Here is a 17,547-nt window from a genome sequence, read left to right on the forward strand (position 1 = left end):
AAAATCTTAATTCTATATTAAAAGATTTAATGCATAAATGACCAAAATACTTTTACTTTCCGACACCCACGGTTATATAGATAATCACATTTTAAAACATGTTAAAAAAGCAGATGAAGTCTGGCATGCTGGAGATATAGGTAGTTTAAATGTAACTGATGCTATAAAAGCTATTAAACCACTTCGAGGAGTGTATGGTAATATTGACGATGCTTCGGTTCGTGTAGAATTTCCAGAGCACAATCGTTTTAAATGCGAAGATGTTGATGTTTGGATTACCCATATTGGTGGCTACCCACCCAAATACAATGTAAGAACTTATCATGAAATAAAACAAAACCCACCAAGACTTTTTATTTGTGGGCATTCACACATTTTAAAGGTTATGCCCGATAAAAACTTAAATTTAATTCACATGAATCCGGGAGCGGTTGGCAAACACGGTTTTCATAAAGTGCGTACCATGTTACGTTTTACTATTGATGGTAAAAAAATTGATAATCTTGAAATTATTGAATTTGATAAAAGACACTAAAAAAACCCGAAGCTAAGACTTCGGGTTTTTTACGCACTAATACTACTAAGATGTTAGGTTTATCGCAATCTATCAACAGATTTTACAAGATCTTCATCCTTTTTTATAGCTTTATTGGCTAAAGCTAAAAACACGATAGAAATAATAGGAAGAAGCATCCCAATACCTTTCTTAGAAACCGCCGTTTCTCCAGATATGCTTAGTGATTGATACACGAAAAATCCTAGTAAAATAAAATTTAATATGATGTTAAGTCGACCCAACATAAATTGAGTCTTCCTATTTTTAAACATAAATATTGATATTACAGATAATATCGCAGAACCTAAAAACAAGGCTAAATACAATAAATTATCTTTTGCATAAACAACTATATCATTTTCTGTAACCCATAAATTGAATACAAAAATTAACCCTGCAGAAATTACTGCTGCGCTTAATAGATAAATTGTTTGAATGCGTTGTAACATATTTTTAAAAACTTGACCGCAAAAATAACAGAAATTATGTTAAAAATTAAAATAAAGTCGTATAATTGCATTATTATTTCACAACAACCGTAGTAACAACCGGTTATTTCTTCAAATCAACTTTAAATCATCCTTCGAAATAAAAAAATTCTCTAAAAAAATATATACACATTTTTATATCAATGTTTGAAATTTCCCAATTAAAAGAAAAAAAACTTACTGAGTTACAAGAAATAGCGAAAAAACTGAGTATTCCAAAGTACCGCTCGTTAAAAAAATTAGATCTAGTTTATCAAATTCTAGATCAACAAGCAGCAGACCCCAAAGCTATAAAAGAAGTGGTTGCTCCAAAGCAAACTGAAGAAAAAACCACTAAAGAAAAACCGACTCCAGAGGCTAAAAAACCTAGACAGCGCATACAAAAAACTGCTAAAAATACTCCACAAAAGAAAACTGAGGATAAAAGCAACAATAGCGCGCCAAAAAATAAAACTGAACAAAATTCTGATAAAAATCAAAACAATCAGAATGATAATCAAAATCAGCAAAAAACAAATCAAAGAAACAATAACAATAATCACCAAAATAAAAATCAACATAAAAACCATAAAAACAATGGCAACCATGTTGATAAGGGGAATAAAGATAACCGAAACCGTTATCGCGAACCAGATTTTGAATTTGATGCTATTATAGAGAGTGAAGGTGTTTTAGATATTATGCAAGATGGTTATGGTTTTTTACGTTCATCGGATTATAACTATTTATCTTCTCCAGACGATATTTATGTATCTCAATCGCAAATTCGTTTATTCGGGCTTAAAAAAGGAGATACTGTTTTAGGAAATGTACGCCCACCAAAAGAAGGTGAAAAATATTTCCCATTAATAAAAGTTAACAAAATTAATGGCCAGAAACCAGAGGTTGTTCGCGATCGCGTATCGTTCGAGCATTTAACACCTTTATTTCCTCAAGAGAAATTTAATATTGCTGAAAAACAAAGCACTATTTCTACAAGAATAATGGATTTGTTTTCACCAATAGGTAAAGGACAACGTGGTATGATTGTTTCTCAGCCAAAAACAGGTAAAACGATGCTATTAAAGGATGTTGCAAATGCCATTGCTGCCAACCATCCTGAAGTTTATCAAATGATTTTACTTATTGATGAACGCCCTGAGGAGGTTACAGATATGCAACGTAATGTTCGTGGTGAAGTAATTGCTTCAACCTTTGATAAAGAAGCTCATGAACACGTAAAAATAGCCGATATTGTTTTAGAAAAAGCAAAACGTTTAGTAGAATGTGGACACGATGTTGTTATTTTATTAGATTCTATAACACGTTTAGCAAGAGCTTATAACACTGTACAACCAGCATCTGGTAAAATTTTAAGTGGTGGTGTTGATGCCAATGCATTACACAGACCAAAACGCTTTTTTGGAGCAGCAAGAAATATTGAAAATGGTGGTTCTTTAACTATAATTGCTACTGCTTTAACCGAAACTGGTTCTAAAATGGATGAAGTTATTTTTGAAGAATTTAAAGGAACAGGTAACATGGAACTACAATTAGATAGAAAAATATCTAACCGTAGAATTTTCCCTGCTATCGACCTTACATCTTCAAGTACACGTAGAGATGACATTTTATTAGATGATGTTACCGTACAACGTATGTGGGTAATGCGTAAATACCTAGCAGATATGAATCCTGTTGAAGCTATGGAATTTATTAACGACCGTTTTAAACAAACAAAAAACAACGAAGAGTTTTTAATATCTATGAACGGATAATTTAAATTCTTTTCTTTAAAATAACTAAAAAGCAAACTCTTGGAGTTTGCTTTTTTTATTCATGAAATACATTTTTTTATAATAGTTTAAAACATAAAAAAAGCGAACCTAAATGGGTTCGCTTTTTTTAAGCTTATATAATTTACCGTTTTTAAACGTGTAATGCTCTGTCATCTGTTGCTGCAAGAGCTGCTTCTTTTATAGCTTCAGTAAATGTTGGGTGTGCATGCGACATACGCGATACATCTTCTGCACTTGCGCGATACTCCATAGCTACAACCGCTTCTGCAATCATATCTGCAGCGCGAGCTCCAACCATGTGCACACCTAAAATTTCATCTGTTGTTTTATCGGCTAACACTTTTACAAATCCGTCAATATCCATACTTGCTCTACTTCTACCTAAAGCACGCATTGGAAATTGTCCCGTTTTATATGCAATACCAGCTTCTTTAAGTTGCTCTTCTGTTTTACCAACAGCTGCAACTTCTGGCCATGTGTAAACCACACCTGGAATTAGGTTATAATCGATATGCGGCTTTTGTCCTGCTAAAGTTTCAGCAACAAAAACACCTTCTTCTTCGGCTTTGTGAGCTAACATTGCTCCCTTAACAACATCGCCAATAGCATAAATATTAGAAGCACTAGTTTGTAAATGGTCGTTAACTTCAACACGTCCTCTTTCGTCTATTTTAACGCCGGCGGCTTCAGCATTTAAACCATCAGTGTAAGGACGACGCCCAACAGACACTAAACAATAGTCTCCTTTAAACTCAACCTCTTCACCTTTTTTATTATCTGCTTTTACAATAACCTCATCACCCACGCGCTCTACAGATTTTACTTTATGTGAAGCATTTATTTTAAATTTCTGTTTCTTTAAAACTTTATTCAATTCTTTTGAAACACCAGCATCCATGGTTGGGACAATTCTATCGGCATATTCTACAACGGAAACTTCTGCACCTAAACGTTTGTAAACTTGACCAAGCTCTAAACCAATAACTCCGCCGCCAATAACTATTAAGTGTTTTGGTATTTCTTTAAGTTTTAAAGCTTCTGTTGAAGTAATAACGCGTTCTTTATCTAACTCTATAAACGGTAAGCTAGCAGGTTTACTACCTGTTGCTATAATCGTGTTTTTTGCTTCAATTTCTGTGGTTTCTTCTCCAGAAATAGTAATATGTGTAGCATCTTTAAAGCTTCCTAAACCTTGATAAACATCAATATTATTCTTTTTCATTAAATAATCGATTCCTCCGGTAGTTTGATCTACAACCGATTGCTTACGCGCAATCATTTTTTCAAGGTTTACCTTTACTTCGCCAGGAATTTCAATACCATGTTCTTCAAAATGCTTAATAGCATCTTCGTAATGGTGTGACGAATCTAATAATGCTTTACTTGGTATACACCCAACATTTAAACAAGTTCCGCCAAGTGTAGCGTATTTTTCTATAATGGCTGTTTTCATGCCTAATTGTGCGCAACGAATTGCTGCAACATATCCTCCAGGTCCAGAGCCTATTACGGCTACATCATATGAATTCATAAACTAATGTTTGTATTAAAATAAAATTGGTTAACCAAAAATACAAATGTTTTATGGTAGCACAATGAGAAAATTACTTTTAAAACAGAATTATATTTTTTGTGAAGTATTTAAAACGGTGCTAGTGTTAGTTTCTATTTTATTTAAAACCCATTCTAATTCCGGATCTTTACCTTCAACCCTATCGCTTATTGTAGGTGCTATTTCAATATCTGGCTTTACACCATAGCCATCTGGTGATTGCTTTTGTGGTGTATCAACTTGCATTAAACCCATTCGTACCTTAATTTTACTATTGGGCATTTGATACACTTTATAAATTCCTGCCACTGTGCCATTATAGGCTCCACCTGTTTCTTCACCAATAAAAACAGCACGATTATTACCTTTTAATTGAGCTGATATTAACGATGAGGCAGAGAATGAATTACCGTTTATTAACACATAAATATCTCCTTTATAATGTAATGGTTTTGGTGCTTTTGTTTTAGTATATTTTCTAAACTTATAATACAACTTTCCGTCTTTTTTATGTGTGTTTATAAGATTATGAGCTGCAATAAATGGCGAAAACAAACCTGAAAACACTTTTGCAGAATTTGGCATTGTATTACTCATTAAAAACTTTAAAAAAGGAATACGGCTATTTACTTCACTTTCGTTTAAAAACTGGTAATCTTTTGTGGTTAAATAACTGTACAGATAATCGATTTCAGCAATGCGACCGCCACCATTATCACGAAGATCTAAAATTAAATTTTGGGTTTTAGCAGAATCTAATTTAGTAAAAACATCTTTGTAAAATTTTTTATAATTACCGTTAGTAAAACCTCTAATTTTCATGTAAGCTACCGCGCTATCTTTTCCGGTAAATTTAAAATTCCTAGTGTAAGTTTTACTTTTAGAAATAAATCCGTGCTTTTTATTAAATTTTAATTTATTTCGTTGCGCTATTCGCCTATCTTTTTTTTGCTGTTTGGTTAATTTTATAGGTTTTGCCTTCTCTACCTCTAAACTATCTTTCTCGTCTTGTTTTTCTTCTTTAGCTATGCGATTAAAACTTTTTATGTATACAGAATCCTTGTGTTTTAAAGTTACATTCAAGCTATCTAAAAAACCTTTATCTCGGGTGTAAAACACAGAGAAACCTTTAGCTACAAATCTATTATGCAATGTGGTATTAAACCCGTCTGAAGCAAATCTTGTTTTATAATCTTTTATTAATTTTGAAACTGAATCGTTTTCAATTTTAATAATTTCACTTCCTATAATTGTAGAATCTTTTCCATAATTATTTTTAACCAAGAGTTTATCATTTAAAAATTCAAACTCTAGATCATAAAAATCTAATTTTTGCTTTTTTAATTTTTTTCTCTCTTTTTTTGTAAAACGTTTTACTGTATATGCCGTAGAAACATGACCTTGCTTTACATAAGTTACAACTGGAGCTATTTTTTTATAAAACTCTCTTGTATTTAATGGTTTTATTATACTCTGTTTTAAACTATCAAATTTATAATCTAAATCGGCTTTTGAAGTGTATTGATATAACCTTGGATGATGTTTCTGTAATTGATTATACAACTTATCCACATCTGTTTTTAAATCTTCAGGTGTATGCAACTTTGTAATTTGTTCGTTATATTTTTTAACACTATTGCAGGATGTAAAATAAGCTAAAATTAAAATAAAAACTAAAAAATGCTTCATACAAAATTGAGATTAACTGTAAATGTTTTTAATTTGAAAGATACAATGTTATACACAAAGTTAAATTTATGTAATTTTGTACTTCATGCAAAAGAAAATTAACATACTTAATAGAAAAGCTCGTTTTAACTACGAGATTTTAGATAAATATACCGCAGGTATAGTATTAACTGGCACAGAAATTAAATCTATTCGCACAGGTAAAGCTTCTATTGCCGAAAGTTTCTGTGAATTTAATGACCGTGGAGAACTTTTTGTAATTAACATGACCATTGAAGAATACCTTTATGGCACATATTACAACCACAAACCTAAAGCAGAGCGAAAATTACTTTTAAATAAGCGCGAGTTAAAAAAACTTAACAAAGAAGTACAAAATACAGGGTTAACCATTGTTCCTCTAAGATTATTTTTAAACGACAAAGGTTTAGCTAAACTAGAAATTGCCTTAGCAAAGGGTAAAAAGCTATACGACAAACGTGAAACCATGAAAGACCGCGATAACAAAAGAAACTTAGATCGCATTAAAAAAATTTATAAATAGTTTTTTTTTAAGATATCCTTAACATGCTAGGCGCTTTGAAACTACTAATTTGTAAATTATTTATACGTTAACATTTTTATGAAAAAAATTATTTTCATCCTATTTGTAGGGCTATCATTTCAATCAGCAATTAGCCAAGAAAAAAAAGATAAACCTGAGAAAAAGGAAGACAAATCTTTAAGCTACCCCGAAAAAGTTAAAACCTTAGATGCCACCGTAAAAAACTTATATAAAGTTATTTCTGGAGAAAAAGGAGAAGAACGCGACTGGAAATTATTTAAATATTTTTTTACTAACGATGCTAAATTAATACTTACTCTAAAGGATAAAGACGGAAAACCTTACCCAAAATATATGTCGCCAGCAGATTACATTAAATCTTCTGGAACTTGGATTGTAAAAAATGGCTTTATAGAACGCGAAATACATCGTGAAGTACATATTTTTGGTAATATGGCACAAGTTTTTAGTACTTACGAATGTTACGAAAGTATTAATGATGAAAAACCTTTTATGCGAGGCATAAACAGCATTCAATTATTTAATAATGAAGAGCGCTGGTATATTGTTAATTTACAATGGACTCAAGAAAACGCCAAGTATCAAATACCAAAAAAATATTTAAGATAAAAAACACAGTGTCATGAAAATTAATAAAAATAGTTTTTGCAAAACCTTATTTATTACTGCTTTTAGTTTTACAATAATAAACGCACAAGAAACAAAAACAGCAAAACCTATTTTTATTGATGGTGAAGCACAAATTGTTGAAGCTTTTAACCATCCTGAAAAATGGATTAGACATGATTTATTTGTTGAAACCACCTTTGATTCTGATAAAGATGGAAAGCTAGACCGCGTACATGTAGATGTTACAAGACCTTACCAAACAGAAACCCAAAATTTAAAACTACCTGTAATTTACGAATCAAGCCCTTATTATGCTGGTGTTGCGCCAGATGTTGATGGTGTTTTTTGGAATGTAAACCATGAATTAGGTGAAATGGCCGAAGAGCGTGTTCATCCACCTGTAACTCGCCGTGGTAAGCGTCCAATTATCTCTAATTCTCAAGTTAAAACTTGGGTACCTCGAGGTTACATTGTAGTACATTCTTCTTCTCCAGGAACTGGTTTCTCGCAAGGTTCTCCAACCGTTGGCGGTAAAAACGAATCTTTAGCTCCAAAAGCAGTAATAGATTGGTTAAATGGAAGAGCTAAAGGTTATACAGAACCTGAAGGCGGTGAAGAAGTTAAAGCTTTTTGGAGTACCGGAAAAGTTGGCATGACGGGTACATCATACAACGGTACTATACCCTTGGCCGCTGCAACCACTGGTGTTGATGGTTTAAAAGTTATTATCCCTGTAGCGCCTAACACATCGTATTATCATTATTACAGATCTAACGGATTAGTTCGATCGCCAGGGGGTTATTTAGGTGAAGATATAGATGTTTTATACGATTACATTCATAGTGGAGACGAAAGTAAACGAGCTAGCAACAATGCCAGAGTTAGAGATATTGAAATGAAAAACGGAATGGATAGAGTTACTGGCGATTATAACGATTTTTGGGCTGGTAGAGATTATTTAAACCAAATGGATAATATGAAAGCCGCTTTACTCATGTCTCATGGTTTTAACGATTGGAATGTTATGCCAGAACACAGTTACAGAATATATAAAAAAGCCAAAGATATGGGCTTAGAAACTGCTATTTATTATCACCAATTTGGTCATGGTGGTCCTCCACCTGTTTCTATGATGAATAAATGGTTTACACATTATTTGCATGGTATAGATAATGACATTGAAAAAAATTCTAATAAGGCCTACATAGTTCGCGAAGGTGAATCACGAAGTAATCCTACAGCGTACAAAGATTATCCAAACCCAGAAGCCAAACCTGTTACTTTTTACTTAACAAAAGGAGCGCCTGAATTTGGCGGACTAACACTTGAGCCTCAAAAAAAACAAGGCAAAGAAACCTTAACCGACAATTACACTATTAACGGGGAAACTTTAGCTCAAGCTACAACATCAAACAATCGTTTATTATATGTTACACCAACCTTAACTAAAGATGTTCATATTTCTGGACTTGCGCAAGTAACGGTAACCTTAGCAAGCAGTAAACCTGCGGCAAATTTATCAGTATGGTTAGTTTCACTTCCGTGGAATGATAATAAAGGCACTATTATAACAGATAATATCATAACACGAGGTTGGGCAGACCCTCAAAACTACAAATCTATTACAGAAAGTGAACCTTTAAAACCAGGTAAATTTTATAAAGTTACTTTTAATCTTCAACCGGACGATCAAGTTATAAAAGCCGGACAACAAATTGGTTTAATGATATTTTCAAGTGATAAAGATTTTACATTACACCCAAAACCAGGCACAGAATTAACTGTAGATTTAAATAAAACTTCAATAACTTTACCTATAGTTAACGGACTAAGTAAATTTTAAAATATCATGGGAAAGCAACTACCAGAAATCACTCCAAAACTTCAAAAATTTATTGAAGCTCAAAAAATATTTTTTGTAGGTACAGCGGCTACCGAAGGCCGTGTAAATGTTTCACCTAAGGGGCATGATACACTTCGTGTTATATCTCCAAACAAGGTTATTTGGTTAAACCTTACAGGAAGTGGTAATGAAACCGCAGCACATCTTTTAAAAAACGATCGCATGACTATTATGTTTTGTGCTTTTGAAGGTAAGCCACTTATTTTAAGACTATACGGGCATGCAAAAATATATCATGAGCGCGATGAAACATTTCAAAAACATATTGGTTTATTTGATAAAAATGTAGGCTCTAGGCAAATTATAGAGTTAGATATAGAAATGGTTCAAACCTCATGTGGTTTTTCTATTCCTTTTATGGATTTTAAAGAAGAACGTGGGCAACTAAACTCGTGGTCTGAAAAACAAGGAAAAGAACGTATTGAAGCATACTGGGAAGAAAAAAACTCGAAAAGTATTGATGGTTTTGAAACAGGCATTATAGAGTAATTTCAAGATACTGAAACTGTGATATACATCACAAAAAATTTCTCAAAAAGGCCTATAGCCCTAAGTTTAATTGCATATTTTTTTGGTGGTTCCGTGCTCTGTCAAAACATCTCTGCCATAAAAAGAGATGCTTAAACTAGTTCAGCCTGACATAACTAACAACTAACAACTAACAACTAACAACTAACAACTAACAACTAACAACTAACAACTAACAACTAACAACTAACAAACCTAATTCTTATCCTCCAATAAAGGCACAAAACGAAATTCGCCAAACTCATGTTGCTCAAATTCTTTGGGGCCTTTTCTAATAAACATTGTCATAATTTGCACATCATCTCCCACAGGAATTACTAACCTACCTCCTATTTTTAGTTGTCCTAAAAGCGGTTTAGGCACAAAAGGTGCTCCAGCTGTAACAATAATACTATCAAAAGGGGCTTCTTCTGGTAAACCTTTGTAACCATCGCCAAAAATCAACTTTTTAGCACGATAACCTAGTTTGGGTAAAAATCTACTGGTTTTTTTAAACAACTCCTGTTGGCGCTCAATACTAAAAACACGAGCCCCAAGTAAACATAATACAGCTGTTTGGTAACCGCTACCTGTTCCAATTTCTAAAACTTTATGTCCTGGTTCAATTTGCAACAATTCACTTTGAAAAGCTACGGTATAAGGTTGCGAAATAGTTTGGTCTGCAGCAATAGGAAACGCTTTATCTTGGTATGCATGGTCTAAAAAACTAGAATCCATAAACAAGTGCCGTGGTATTTTGCCAATAGCCTGCAAAACTTTTTCGTTAGTAATGCCTTTGTTTTTTAACACATTAACAAGTTGTTGGCGTAAGCCTTGGTGTTTAAAAGTATCTTTCAATTTTTGGGTGGGTTTAGTTTGCTAAAATTAATTAAACATTTTAAAGCTAAAAACTATTTACAAAGATTTTATTTTTAGCATTACTTATCGGTAAAAAATCAATTTAAATCCCTAAATTCAACCTTTAATTATGTTATTTTTGTTTAAAACGTAAAATATTATGCTAAACGCCGGAGTACTTGGTGCAGGTCACCTTGGAAAAATTCATTTAAGACTATTAAATCAATCTAATAAATATAATCTTGTTGGTTTTTACGATGCCGACGAAGAAAACGGGAAAAAAGTAGAAGCCGAATTTGGATATAAATTCTTCCCAACTATCGATGCTTTAATCGAGGCGGTTGATGTTGTAGATATTGTTACACCAACCTTATCGCATTACGATTGCGCTAAACAAGCCATAGCTAAAGGCAAACACATTTTTATTGAAAAACCAATTACAAACACTGTTGAAGAAGCAGAACATATTCGTGAATTACTTGCCGAAAACAAGTTACGCGGGCAAGTAGGCCACGTTGAGCGATTTAACCCTGCATTTTTAGCTGTAAAAGACGATATAAACTCACCAATGTTTATTGAAACACACAGACTTGCAGAGTTTAACCCAAGAGGTACAGACGTTCCTGTGGTTTTAGATTTAATGATTCATGATATAGATATTGTTTTAAGCATTGTAAAATCTAAAGTTAAACATGTTTCGGCTAGTGGCGTTTCTGTTATTAGCGACACACCAGATATTGCTAACGCTCGTTTAGAGTTTGAAAACGGTTGTGTTGCCAATTTAACTGCTAGTAGAATTTCGCTTAAAAAAATGCGTAAAGCCCGATTTTTTCAAAAAGACGCTTACATTTCAGTCGATTTTTTCACTAAAAAATGTGAGGTTGTAAAAATGAAAGATGCACCAGATAATCCGGGTGATTTCGATATGATTTTGCAAAACGCAGAAGGTGTAAAAAAACAAATTTATTTTGATAACCCTGAAGTGTCTGATAACAATGCCATTTTAGATGAGCTTGAAACCTTTGCTGATGCTATAAACAACAACACAACACCTGTAGTTACACTTCACGATGGCACAGAAGCGTTACGTGTTGCTAACCAAATTATAAACTGTTTCTAAAACATGAAAAACATTGCTGTAATTGGAGCGGGCACCATGGGAAATGGTATTGCGCATACTTTTGCGCAATGCGATTTTAAAGTAAATTTAATTGACATTAATGATGCTGCTTTAAAATCGGGATTAAACACAATTTCAAAAAACCTAGATAGGCAATTAGCCAAGGATAAAATATCTGAAGCCGATAAAACTAAAACTTTATCTAATATTTCAAGTTTTACAAATATTGAAGAAGGTGTAAAACAAACCGATTTGGTTATAGAAGCGGCCACCGAAAATCTCGATTTAAAACTTGAAATTTTTAAACAACTTGATACTTTTTGTTCATCTGAAACTATTTTAGCTACAAATACCTCATCAATATCTATAACTCAAATTGCAGCTGTAACCAACAGAGCTCATCAGGTTATTGGGATGCATTTTATGAATCCAGTGCCCATAATGCCCTTGGTTGAAGTAATTCGCGGTTACAATACCAGCAATTCGGTTTGCAAAACCATAATGGAATTATCGAAAACGTTAGGTAAAACACCTGTTGAAGTTAACGATTACCCGGGTTTTGTTGCCAATCGCATTTTAATGCCCATGCTTAATGAAGCCATTGAAACACTTTTTAACGGTGTTACTGGCGTTACAGAAATAGATACTGTTATGAAACTAGGAATGACACACCCAATGGGACCATTACAGTTAGCCGATTTTATTGGTTTAGATGTTTGTTTATCTATTTTAAACGTTATGTACACTGGCTTTAAAAACCCAAAATATGCACCTTGCCCTTTATTAGTTAATATGGTTAACGCAGGAAAACTAGGTGTAAAATCTGGCGAAGGTTTTTATGATTATTCCGAAGGAAAAAAAGCCGAAAAAATCTCAAAACAATTTAGTTAATGTCTATTACACAGAATTTAAATACCATTAAAAACACTTTACCCGAACATGTAACTTTAGTTGCTGTATCTAAAACAAAACCTGTAAGCGATATCATGGAAGCTTACAATACCGGACAACGCATATTTGGTGAAAATAAAATACAAGAAATGGCAGAAAAGTATGAGCAAATGCCAAAAGATATTGAGTGGCACATGATCGGGCATGTACAACGAAATAAAGTGAAATACATGGCCAGTTTTGTAAGTTTAATTCACGGTGTAGATAATTTTAAGTTACTTAACGAAATTAACAAGCAAGCACTTAAACACGACCGAGTTATCAACTGTTTGCTTCAAATAAAAATTGCTGAAGAAGACAGCAAATTTGGAATGACAGCCGACGAAGCTTCAGAGATACTACAATCGGAAACGTTTTCAGAATTAAAAAACATAAATATTGTTGGTGTTATGGGAATGGCAACATTTACTGATAATGAACAACAAATTGAAAACGAATTTAAATATCTTAAAACAACTTTTAACGAGTTGAAAAAACTAAATACTGAAAACTGCAAACTAAATACAATCTCCATGGGCATGAGTGGTGACTACGAATTAGCTATAAAATGCGGCAGTAATATGGTTCGAGTTGGAAGTAGTATATTTGGTAGTAGAAATTATAGTTAAGTCAACGAACACTGTTAAGAAACCTAACAGCCAATAAATAACCATCAACTAAAAACAAAAAAAATCTACGCAATTCTCGACATAGAAACCACTGGCGGTAAGTACAACGAAGAAGGCATTACAGAAATAGCCATTTACAAATATGATGGGCATGAAGTGGTCGATCAATTTATAAGTTTAATAAACCCCGAGCGCGAAATTCAGCCCTTTGTGGTTAATTTAACAGGAATAAATAGCAACATGCTGCGCAATGCTCCTAAATTTTACGAGGTAGCAAAACGTATTGTAGAAATTACTAATGATTGCATTATTGTTGCGCACAATGCGAAATTCGATTACAGGATTTTGCAAACTGAATTCCGTCGTTTAGGTTTTGAATACGAACGCAAATCGTTATGTACTGTAGAGCTTTCAAAATATTTAATTCCAGATTTACCGTCATACAGTTTAGGGAAATTAGTGCGTTCGCTAGGTATTCCAGTAACCGATAGGCACAGAGCTTCTGGTGATGCTTTGGCTACGGTTAAGCTATTCAAATTATTGTTAAGCAAGGATTCAGAAAAAAAAATAATTCAAGAATCGGTAAGACAAAACCCAAAACACCAATTAGAACCAAGACATTTAGATATTTTAAGTCAACTACCATCCATCACTGGTGTTTATTACATACATAATACCGATGGCGAAATTATATACATTGGTAAAAGCAACAACATAAAAAAACGAATTAATCAGCATTTCACAGGAACAAACCCAAAATCTAAAAAAATACAATCTAAAGTTTACACAGTAACCTATGAAGCTACAGGTAGCGAACTCGTTGCTTTACTAAAAGAAAGTGAAGAAATAAAACGAGTTAAACCTATTTTAAACAGGCAATTAAGACGCTCAATTTTCACACACGCATTGTATAGCTTTAAAGATGAAAACGGTTATATTAATTTAAAAATAGATATAGCCGATGGGCGTAAAAAACCAATAACCACTTTTACCAACAGGCAAAGCGGAAAAAGTTTTTTAACCAAAGCGGTTGAAGATTATTCGCTATGCCAAAAGTTAGCGGGTTTATATAACACAAAATCTAGTTGTTTTAATTACGAAATTAAAGCCTGTGAAGGTGCTTGTATTCAAAAAGAATCTCCAGAAAGTTATAACAAACGTGTCATGGCTTTAATTGATAAAAATAGCTACACCAATAAAAACATGGTAATTATAGATAGAGGTCGAGATGTAGATGAGCGCAGTGCTATTTTAATTGAAAACGGTGTTTTTAAAGGCTTAGGGTTCTTCAACTTAAATTATCAAATTAACAATATTGAAGTGTTAGAATCTATTATAACACCAATGCAAAATAATAGAGATACGCAGCATATAATTCAAAGTTATATCCGTAAAAATAAACGCTTAAAAATTATTACCCTTTAACGTCAAAATATGAACAAAACTTTACTATTATTAGCTTTTTTCAGCTATTTTGCCTTATCTGCCCAAACGTTTAATTCTACAGACCTACGTGTTACTAAAGACGATTTAACATTAAACACTTACGAAAAAGATTCTACTGCCAATGCCTTAGTACTTTACGAGCAAGGTAACAGCTATTTCGATAGGCACGATTATGTTTTAACAACCAAAGAAAAACATAAATTAAAAATATTAAATAATCAAGGTTTTGATCATGCTACAATTGAGGTGTATTTGTATTCTGAAAAATCTGATAGCGATAAAGAAAAGATTGAAGATATAATAGCTACAACTTATAACATTGAAAACAATGAAGTTATAGCAACCAAATTGAGTGAAGAAAATATTTATAAAACAAGATATAACGAACATTACAATAAAGTTACATTTACACTACCCAACGTAAAAGCTGGTTCTGTTATAACGTACAGTTATACGCTAATTTCTCCTTTTATGTGGAAATATAAAGGTTGGGAATTTCAAAGCAGTATACCAAAATTATACAGTGAATATAAAGCCAGTATTCCCGGAAATTGGTTATACCATAAAAAGCTTATTGGATCAGAAAAATTTGCGGTAAACGAAGTAGACATTAAAAAAAACTGCTTAACAAGCTTCAATGGTGGAAAAGCAGATTGTGAAGAAAGCGTTTACGCCATGAAAAATGTTCCTGCATTTATTGAGGAAGATTACATGACGACTACAGATAATTATTTAGCCAGAATTGAATACGTTTTAAAAACGTTCCATAGTATGGATGGGGTTATTAAAAACTATACAAAAACCTGGAAAGACGTAGACAAAGAGTTTAAAACAGAAGATGGCATTGGAAAACAATTAAGAAAAAAAGTAAATACCGAAGAGCTTTTAAGTCAAGATATTTTAAACAATCAAAATACCTTAGAAAAAACCCAAGCCATTTATAAATATGTACAAAATAATTACTCCTGGAATAACGATTATAAATTATTTTCAGATTTTACTATTAAAGAATTAACCAAAACAAAAACAGGAAATGTTTCGGCTATAAACATATTACTTCACAACCTGTTAGACCAAACGGGTATTAACGTTAAACCTGTGCTACTTTCAACAAGATCTAACGGTTACCCAACAAAAATTTTTCCGGTAATAGACGATTTTAATTACTTAATAGTAAAAGCAACCATTAATGGTAAAGACTATTTACTAGATGCCACAAATAAATTTTTAGCCTTTGGCGAATTACCATATAAATGTTTAAATTATTATGGAAGAGAATTAGACTTTAAAGAAGGAAGTAACTGGGTAGATATAGAACCACAATCCATATCACGAGTTATGTATAGCGTAAATGCAAGCATAAACGATAACGACGAAATTATAGGAAAGGTAAAAGATAAATATACCGGCTACGATGCCTATTTTACAAGGCAATCTTATTTTGAAAACAAAGAAGAATACGTAGACGAGCTTATAAACAACACCCCTTTTCTAGAAATATATAACCACGAAACAAGCACAACGGGAAAAACAGAAAACACCTTTGCCGAAACTTACGATTTTGAATATACCATAGACGATAACACAAACCTAGTTTACCTAAACCCATTCATTATAAAGTTTTTTAAAGAAAACCCCTTTAAATTACAAGAACGCTCCTACCCTATAGAACTTGGTTACCAAAGAAACTACTTATATAGTTTCAGCATCGATTTGAAAGATAAATATACTGTACAAGAACTACCTAAACCAACCCGTTTAGCATTACCTAATAACACAGGCGATGTATCATTTTCAGCACAGCAATTAGGCAATAAAGTTTTACTAAATTTTAAACTAAGCCTAAATTCGGTAATTTATCCAGCAGAATACTATCCGTATTTAAAAGAATTTATGGGTAAAGTGGTCAATATTCAAAAAAACTCCATTATTGTATTAAGTAAAAATTAAACTTATAATTTTTAAGTACTTTTGATTTTATGAGTAAAACACAAAAACCTTGGCAAAAAAAACTTCATGAAATAATTTATGAAGCCGATACACCTGCCGGAAAATTATTCGACATTGTTTTACTAATAATTATTTTAGCAAGTGTTATTTTAGTAATGCTCGAAAGCGTAAAAAGTTTCGAAAAACACGTAGCTATACTCGATACCCTCGAATGGATAATAACCATACTTTTTACTATTGAATATTTTGCCAGAATAATTACCGTAAACAAACCCTACAAATACATTTTTAGTTTTTACGGTATAGTCGATTTTCTATCTACTATACCAAAATACATTTCCCTATTTTTTGGTGGCATTCATGCTTTAGCGGCATTACGAGCCCTAAGATTACTTCGTGTTTTCCGCATATTAAAACTAGCACGATATTTAGGTGCATCAAAAAATCTAACAAATGCCATAAAAGCAAGCAGAGCCAAAATTTCGGTATTTTTATTCGCCGTATTAATTGTAGCCATAATTTTAGGCACCATAATGTATCTGGTAGAAGGCGAAGAAAACGGATTTTCAAACATACCTAAAAGCGTATATTGGTGTATTGTAACCCTTACCACTGTTGGTTTTGGCGATATTGCACCACAAACACCTTTAGGTCAATTTTTAGCCTCACTAGTCATGATTTTGGGTTACGGTATAATAGCTGTACCAACAGGCATTGTTTCTTCCGAATATTCAAATCAAAATAAAAATTCAAATAACGATAACAAAACTCCAATCGTACATTTAAACTCGCAATCGTGCGCCAACTGTTTAGCCAGTAAACACCAAGATGGTGCAAAATTTTGCCATAACTGCGGCCATCCATTACATTAAAACAATTAGGGCGTTACCACAAGGGTCGGGCTTTCGCTACTCGCTGCCTTCTGCGGCGGCGAGCTCAAACATGCCGCTCAATCCCTAACGCGATA

The 17,547-nt window shown here is 32.8% G+C and carries 16 protein-coding genes; 12 read left to right on the forward strand and 4 right to left on the reverse strand.

What is annotated here, in order from left to right:
* The first annotated feature begins 37 nt into the window (after positions 1 to 37).
* On the forward strand, positions 38 to 535 hold the full coding sequence (locus LG649_RS15040) for a metallophosphoesterase family protein (protein WP_226544644.1): 498 nt from the start codon (positions 38 to 40) through the stop codon (positions 533 to 535).
* A gap of 59 nt (positions 536 to 594) precedes the next feature.
* On the opposite strand, the gene LG649_RS15045 is transcribed toward LG649_RS15040, so the two are convergent.
* Positions 595 to 1,005 carry a DUF4293 domain-containing protein gene (locus LG649_RS15045; protein ID WP_226544645.1) on the reverse strand — a complete coding sequence of 137 codons (411 nt, stop codon included), beginning with the start codon at positions 1,003 to 1,005 and terminating at the stop codon, positions 595 to 597.
* A 182-nt stretch (positions 1,006 to 1,187) separates the two neighbouring features.
* Here LG649_RS15045 and rho point away from each other — a divergent pair, with 182 nt between their 5' ends.
* Entirely contained in the window at positions 1,188 to 2,801 is a 1,614-nt protein-coding gene (gene rho / locus LG649_RS15050; protein ID WP_226544646.1) for a transcription termination factor Rho, read from the forward strand.
* A gap of 151 nt (positions 2,802 to 2,952) precedes the next feature.
* On the opposite strand, the gene lpdA is transcribed toward rho, so the two are convergent.
* Together lpdA and LG649_RS15060 are read right to left on the reverse strand one after the other, a co-directional pair.
* Complete coding sequence (gene lpdA / locus LG649_RS15055) at positions 2,953 to 4,353, reverse strand: dihydrolipoyl dehydrogenase (RefSeq protein WP_226544647.1); 1,401 nt, start codon at positions 4,351 to 4,353, stop codon at positions 2,953 to 2,955.
* 90 nt (positions 4,354 to 4,443) lie between these two features.
* Positions 4,444 to 6,063 carry a S41 family peptidase gene (locus LG649_RS15060; protein ID WP_226544648.1) on the reverse strand — a complete coding sequence of 540 codons (1,620 nt, stop codon included), beginning with the start codon at positions 6,061 to 6,063 and terminating at the stop codon, positions 4,444 to 4,446.
* An 85-nt stretch (positions 6,064 to 6,148) separates the two neighbouring features.
* On the opposite strand from LG649_RS15060, the gene smpB reads away from it, so the two are divergent.
* The 4 genes from smpB to LG649_RS15080 all read left to right on the forward strand — a co-directional run bounded on the left by smpB (position 6,149) and on the right by LG649_RS15080 (position 9,629).
* On the forward strand, positions 6,149 to 6,607 hold the full coding sequence (gene smpB / locus LG649_RS15065; RefSeq protein ID WP_226544649.1) for an SsrA-binding protein SmpB: 459 nt from the start codon (positions 6,149 to 6,151) through the stop codon (positions 6,605 to 6,607).
* Positions 6,608 to 6,685: 78 nt separating this feature from the next.
* The gene (locus LG649_RS15070) at positions 6,686 to 7,237 is read left to right on the forward strand and encodes a hypothetical protein (RefSeq protein WP_226544650.1); all 552 of its coding nucleotides are present in this window, start codon (positions 6,686 to 6,688) and stop codon (positions 7,235 to 7,237) included.
* A 13-nt stretch (positions 7,238 to 7,250) separates the two neighbouring features.
* Positions 7,251 to 9,080 carry a Xaa-Pro dipeptidyl-peptidase gene (locus LG649_RS15075; protein WP_226544651.1) on the forward strand — a complete coding sequence of 610 codons (1,830 nt, stop codon included), beginning with the start codon at positions 7,251 to 7,253 and terminating at the stop codon, positions 9,078 to 9,080.
* 6 nt (positions 9,081 to 9,086) lie between these two features.
* The gene (locus LG649_RS15080) at positions 9,087 to 9,629 is read left to right on the forward strand and encodes a pyridoxamine 5'-phosphate oxidase family protein (protein WP_226544652.1); all 543 of its coding nucleotides are present in this window, start codon (positions 9,087 to 9,089) and stop codon (positions 9,627 to 9,629) included.
* 234 nt (positions 9,630 to 9,863) lie between these two features.
* Here the strand turns inward: LG649_RS15080 and LG649_RS15085 are convergent, their stop codons facing one another.
* On the reverse strand, positions 9,864 to 10,505 hold the full coding sequence (locus LG649_RS15085) for a protein-L-isoaspartate(D-aspartate) O-methyltransferase (RefSeq protein WP_226544653.1): 642 nt from the start codon (positions 10,503 to 10,505) through the stop codon (positions 9,864 to 9,866).
* Positions 10,506 to 10,665: 160 nt separating this feature from the next.
* On the opposite strand from LG649_RS15085, the gene LG649_RS15090 reads away from it, so the two are divergent.
* The 6 genes from LG649_RS15090 (at position 10,666) to LG649_RS15115 (ending at position 17,452) form a co-directional block, all read left to right on the forward strand.
* Positions 10,666 to 11,625 carry a Gfo/Idh/MocA family protein gene (locus tag LG649_RS15090; protein WP_226544654.1) on the forward strand — a complete coding sequence of 320 codons (960 nt, stop codon included), beginning with the start codon at positions 10,666 to 10,668 and terminating at the stop codon, positions 11,623 to 11,625.
* Positions 11,626 to 11,628: 3 nt separating this feature from the next.
* Positions 11,629 to 12,516 (forward strand): 3-hydroxyacyl-CoA dehydrogenase family protein, encoded by an 888-nt coding sequence (locus LG649_RS15095; RefSeq protein WP_226544655.1) that lies wholly within the window; start codon positions 11,629 to 11,631, stop codon positions 12,514 to 12,516.
* On the forward strand, positions 12,516 to 13,184 hold the full coding sequence (locus LG649_RS15100) for a YggS family pyridoxal phosphate-dependent enzyme (RefSeq protein ID WP_226544656.1): 669 nt from the start codon (positions 12,516 to 12,518) through the stop codon (positions 13,182 to 13,184). Before LG649_RS15095 ends, LG649_RS15100 begins: the two co-directional genes overlap by 1 nt.
* 63 nt (positions 13,185 to 13,247) lie before the next feature.
* Positions 13,248 to 14,609, forward strand: a complete 1,362-nt coding sequence (locus tag LG649_RS15105) for an exonuclease domain-containing protein (RefSeq protein ID WP_226544682.1) — start codon at positions 13,248 to 13,250, stop codon at positions 14,607 to 14,609.
* Positions 14,610 to 14,618: 9 nt separating this feature from the next.
* The gene (locus LG649_RS15110; protein ID WP_226544657.1) at positions 14,619 to 16,580 is read left to right on the forward strand and encodes a DUF3857 domain-containing protein; all 1,962 of its coding nucleotides are present in this window, start codon (positions 14,619 to 14,621) and stop codon (positions 16,578 to 16,580) included.
* A gap of 29 nt (positions 16,581 to 16,609) precedes the next feature.
* Entirely contained in the window at positions 16,610 to 17,452 is an 843-nt protein-coding gene (locus LG649_RS15115) for an ion transporter (RefSeq protein WP_226544658.1), read from the forward strand.
* Positions 17,453 to 17,547 lie beyond the last annotated feature (95 nt).

The organism is Neotamlana laminarinivorans (assembly GCF_020523925.1).
GTDB lineage: Bacteria > Bacteroidota > Bacteroidia > Flavobacteriales > Flavobacteriaceae > Neotamlana > Neotamlana laminarinivorans.

Coding starts and splice junctions, on each gene's coding strand:
- LG649_RS15040 (WP_226544644.1), top strand. CDS start 38: ATGACCAAAATACTTTTACTTTCCGACACCCACGGTTATATAGATAAT.
- LG649_RS15045 (WP_226544645.1), bottom strand. CDS start 1,005: ATGTTACAACGCATTCAAACAATTTATCTATTAAGCGCAGCAGTAATT.
- rho (WP_226544646.1), top strand. CDS start 1,188: ATGTTTGAAATTTCCCAATTAAAAGAAAAAAAACTTACTGAGTTACAA.
- lpdA (WP_226544647.1), bottom strand. CDS start 4,353: ATGAATTCATATGATGTAGCCGTAATAGGCTCTGGACCTGGAGGATAT.
- LG649_RS15060 (WP_226544648.1), bottom strand. CDS start 6,063: ATGAAGCATTTTTTAGTTTTTATTTTAATTTTAGCTTATTTTACATCC.
- smpB (WP_226544649.1), top strand. CDS start 6,149: ATGCAAAAGAAAATTAACATACTTAATAGAAAAGCTCGTTTTAACTAC.
- LG649_RS15070 (WP_226544650.1), top strand. CDS start 6,686: ATGAAAAAAATTATTTTCATCCTATTTGTAGGGCTATCATTTCAATCA.
- LG649_RS15075 (WP_226544651.1), top strand. CDS start 7,251: ATGAAAATTAATAAAAATAGTTTTTGCAAAACCTTATTTATTACTGCT.
- LG649_RS15080 (WP_226544652.1), top strand. CDS start 9,087: ATGGGAAAGCAACTACCAGAAATCACTCCAAAACTTCAAAAATTTATT.
- LG649_RS15090 (WP_226544654.1), top strand. CDS start 10,666: ATGCTAAACGCCGGAGTACTTGGTGCAGGTCACCTTGGAAAAATTCAT.
- LG649_RS15095 (WP_226544655.1), top strand. CDS start 11,629: ATGAAAAACATTGCTGTAATTGGAGCGGGCACCATGGGAAATGGTATT.
- LG649_RS15100 (WP_226544656.1), top strand. CDS start 12,516: ATGTCTATTACACAGAATTTAAATACCATTAAAAACACTTTACCCGAA.
- LG649_RS15110 (WP_226544657.1), top strand. CDS start 14,619: ATGAACAAAACTTTACTATTATTAGCTTTTTTCAGCTATTTTGCCTTA.
- LG649_RS15115 (WP_226544658.1), top strand. CDS start 16,610: ATGAGTAAAACACAAAAACCTTGGCAAAAAAAACTTCATGAAATAATT.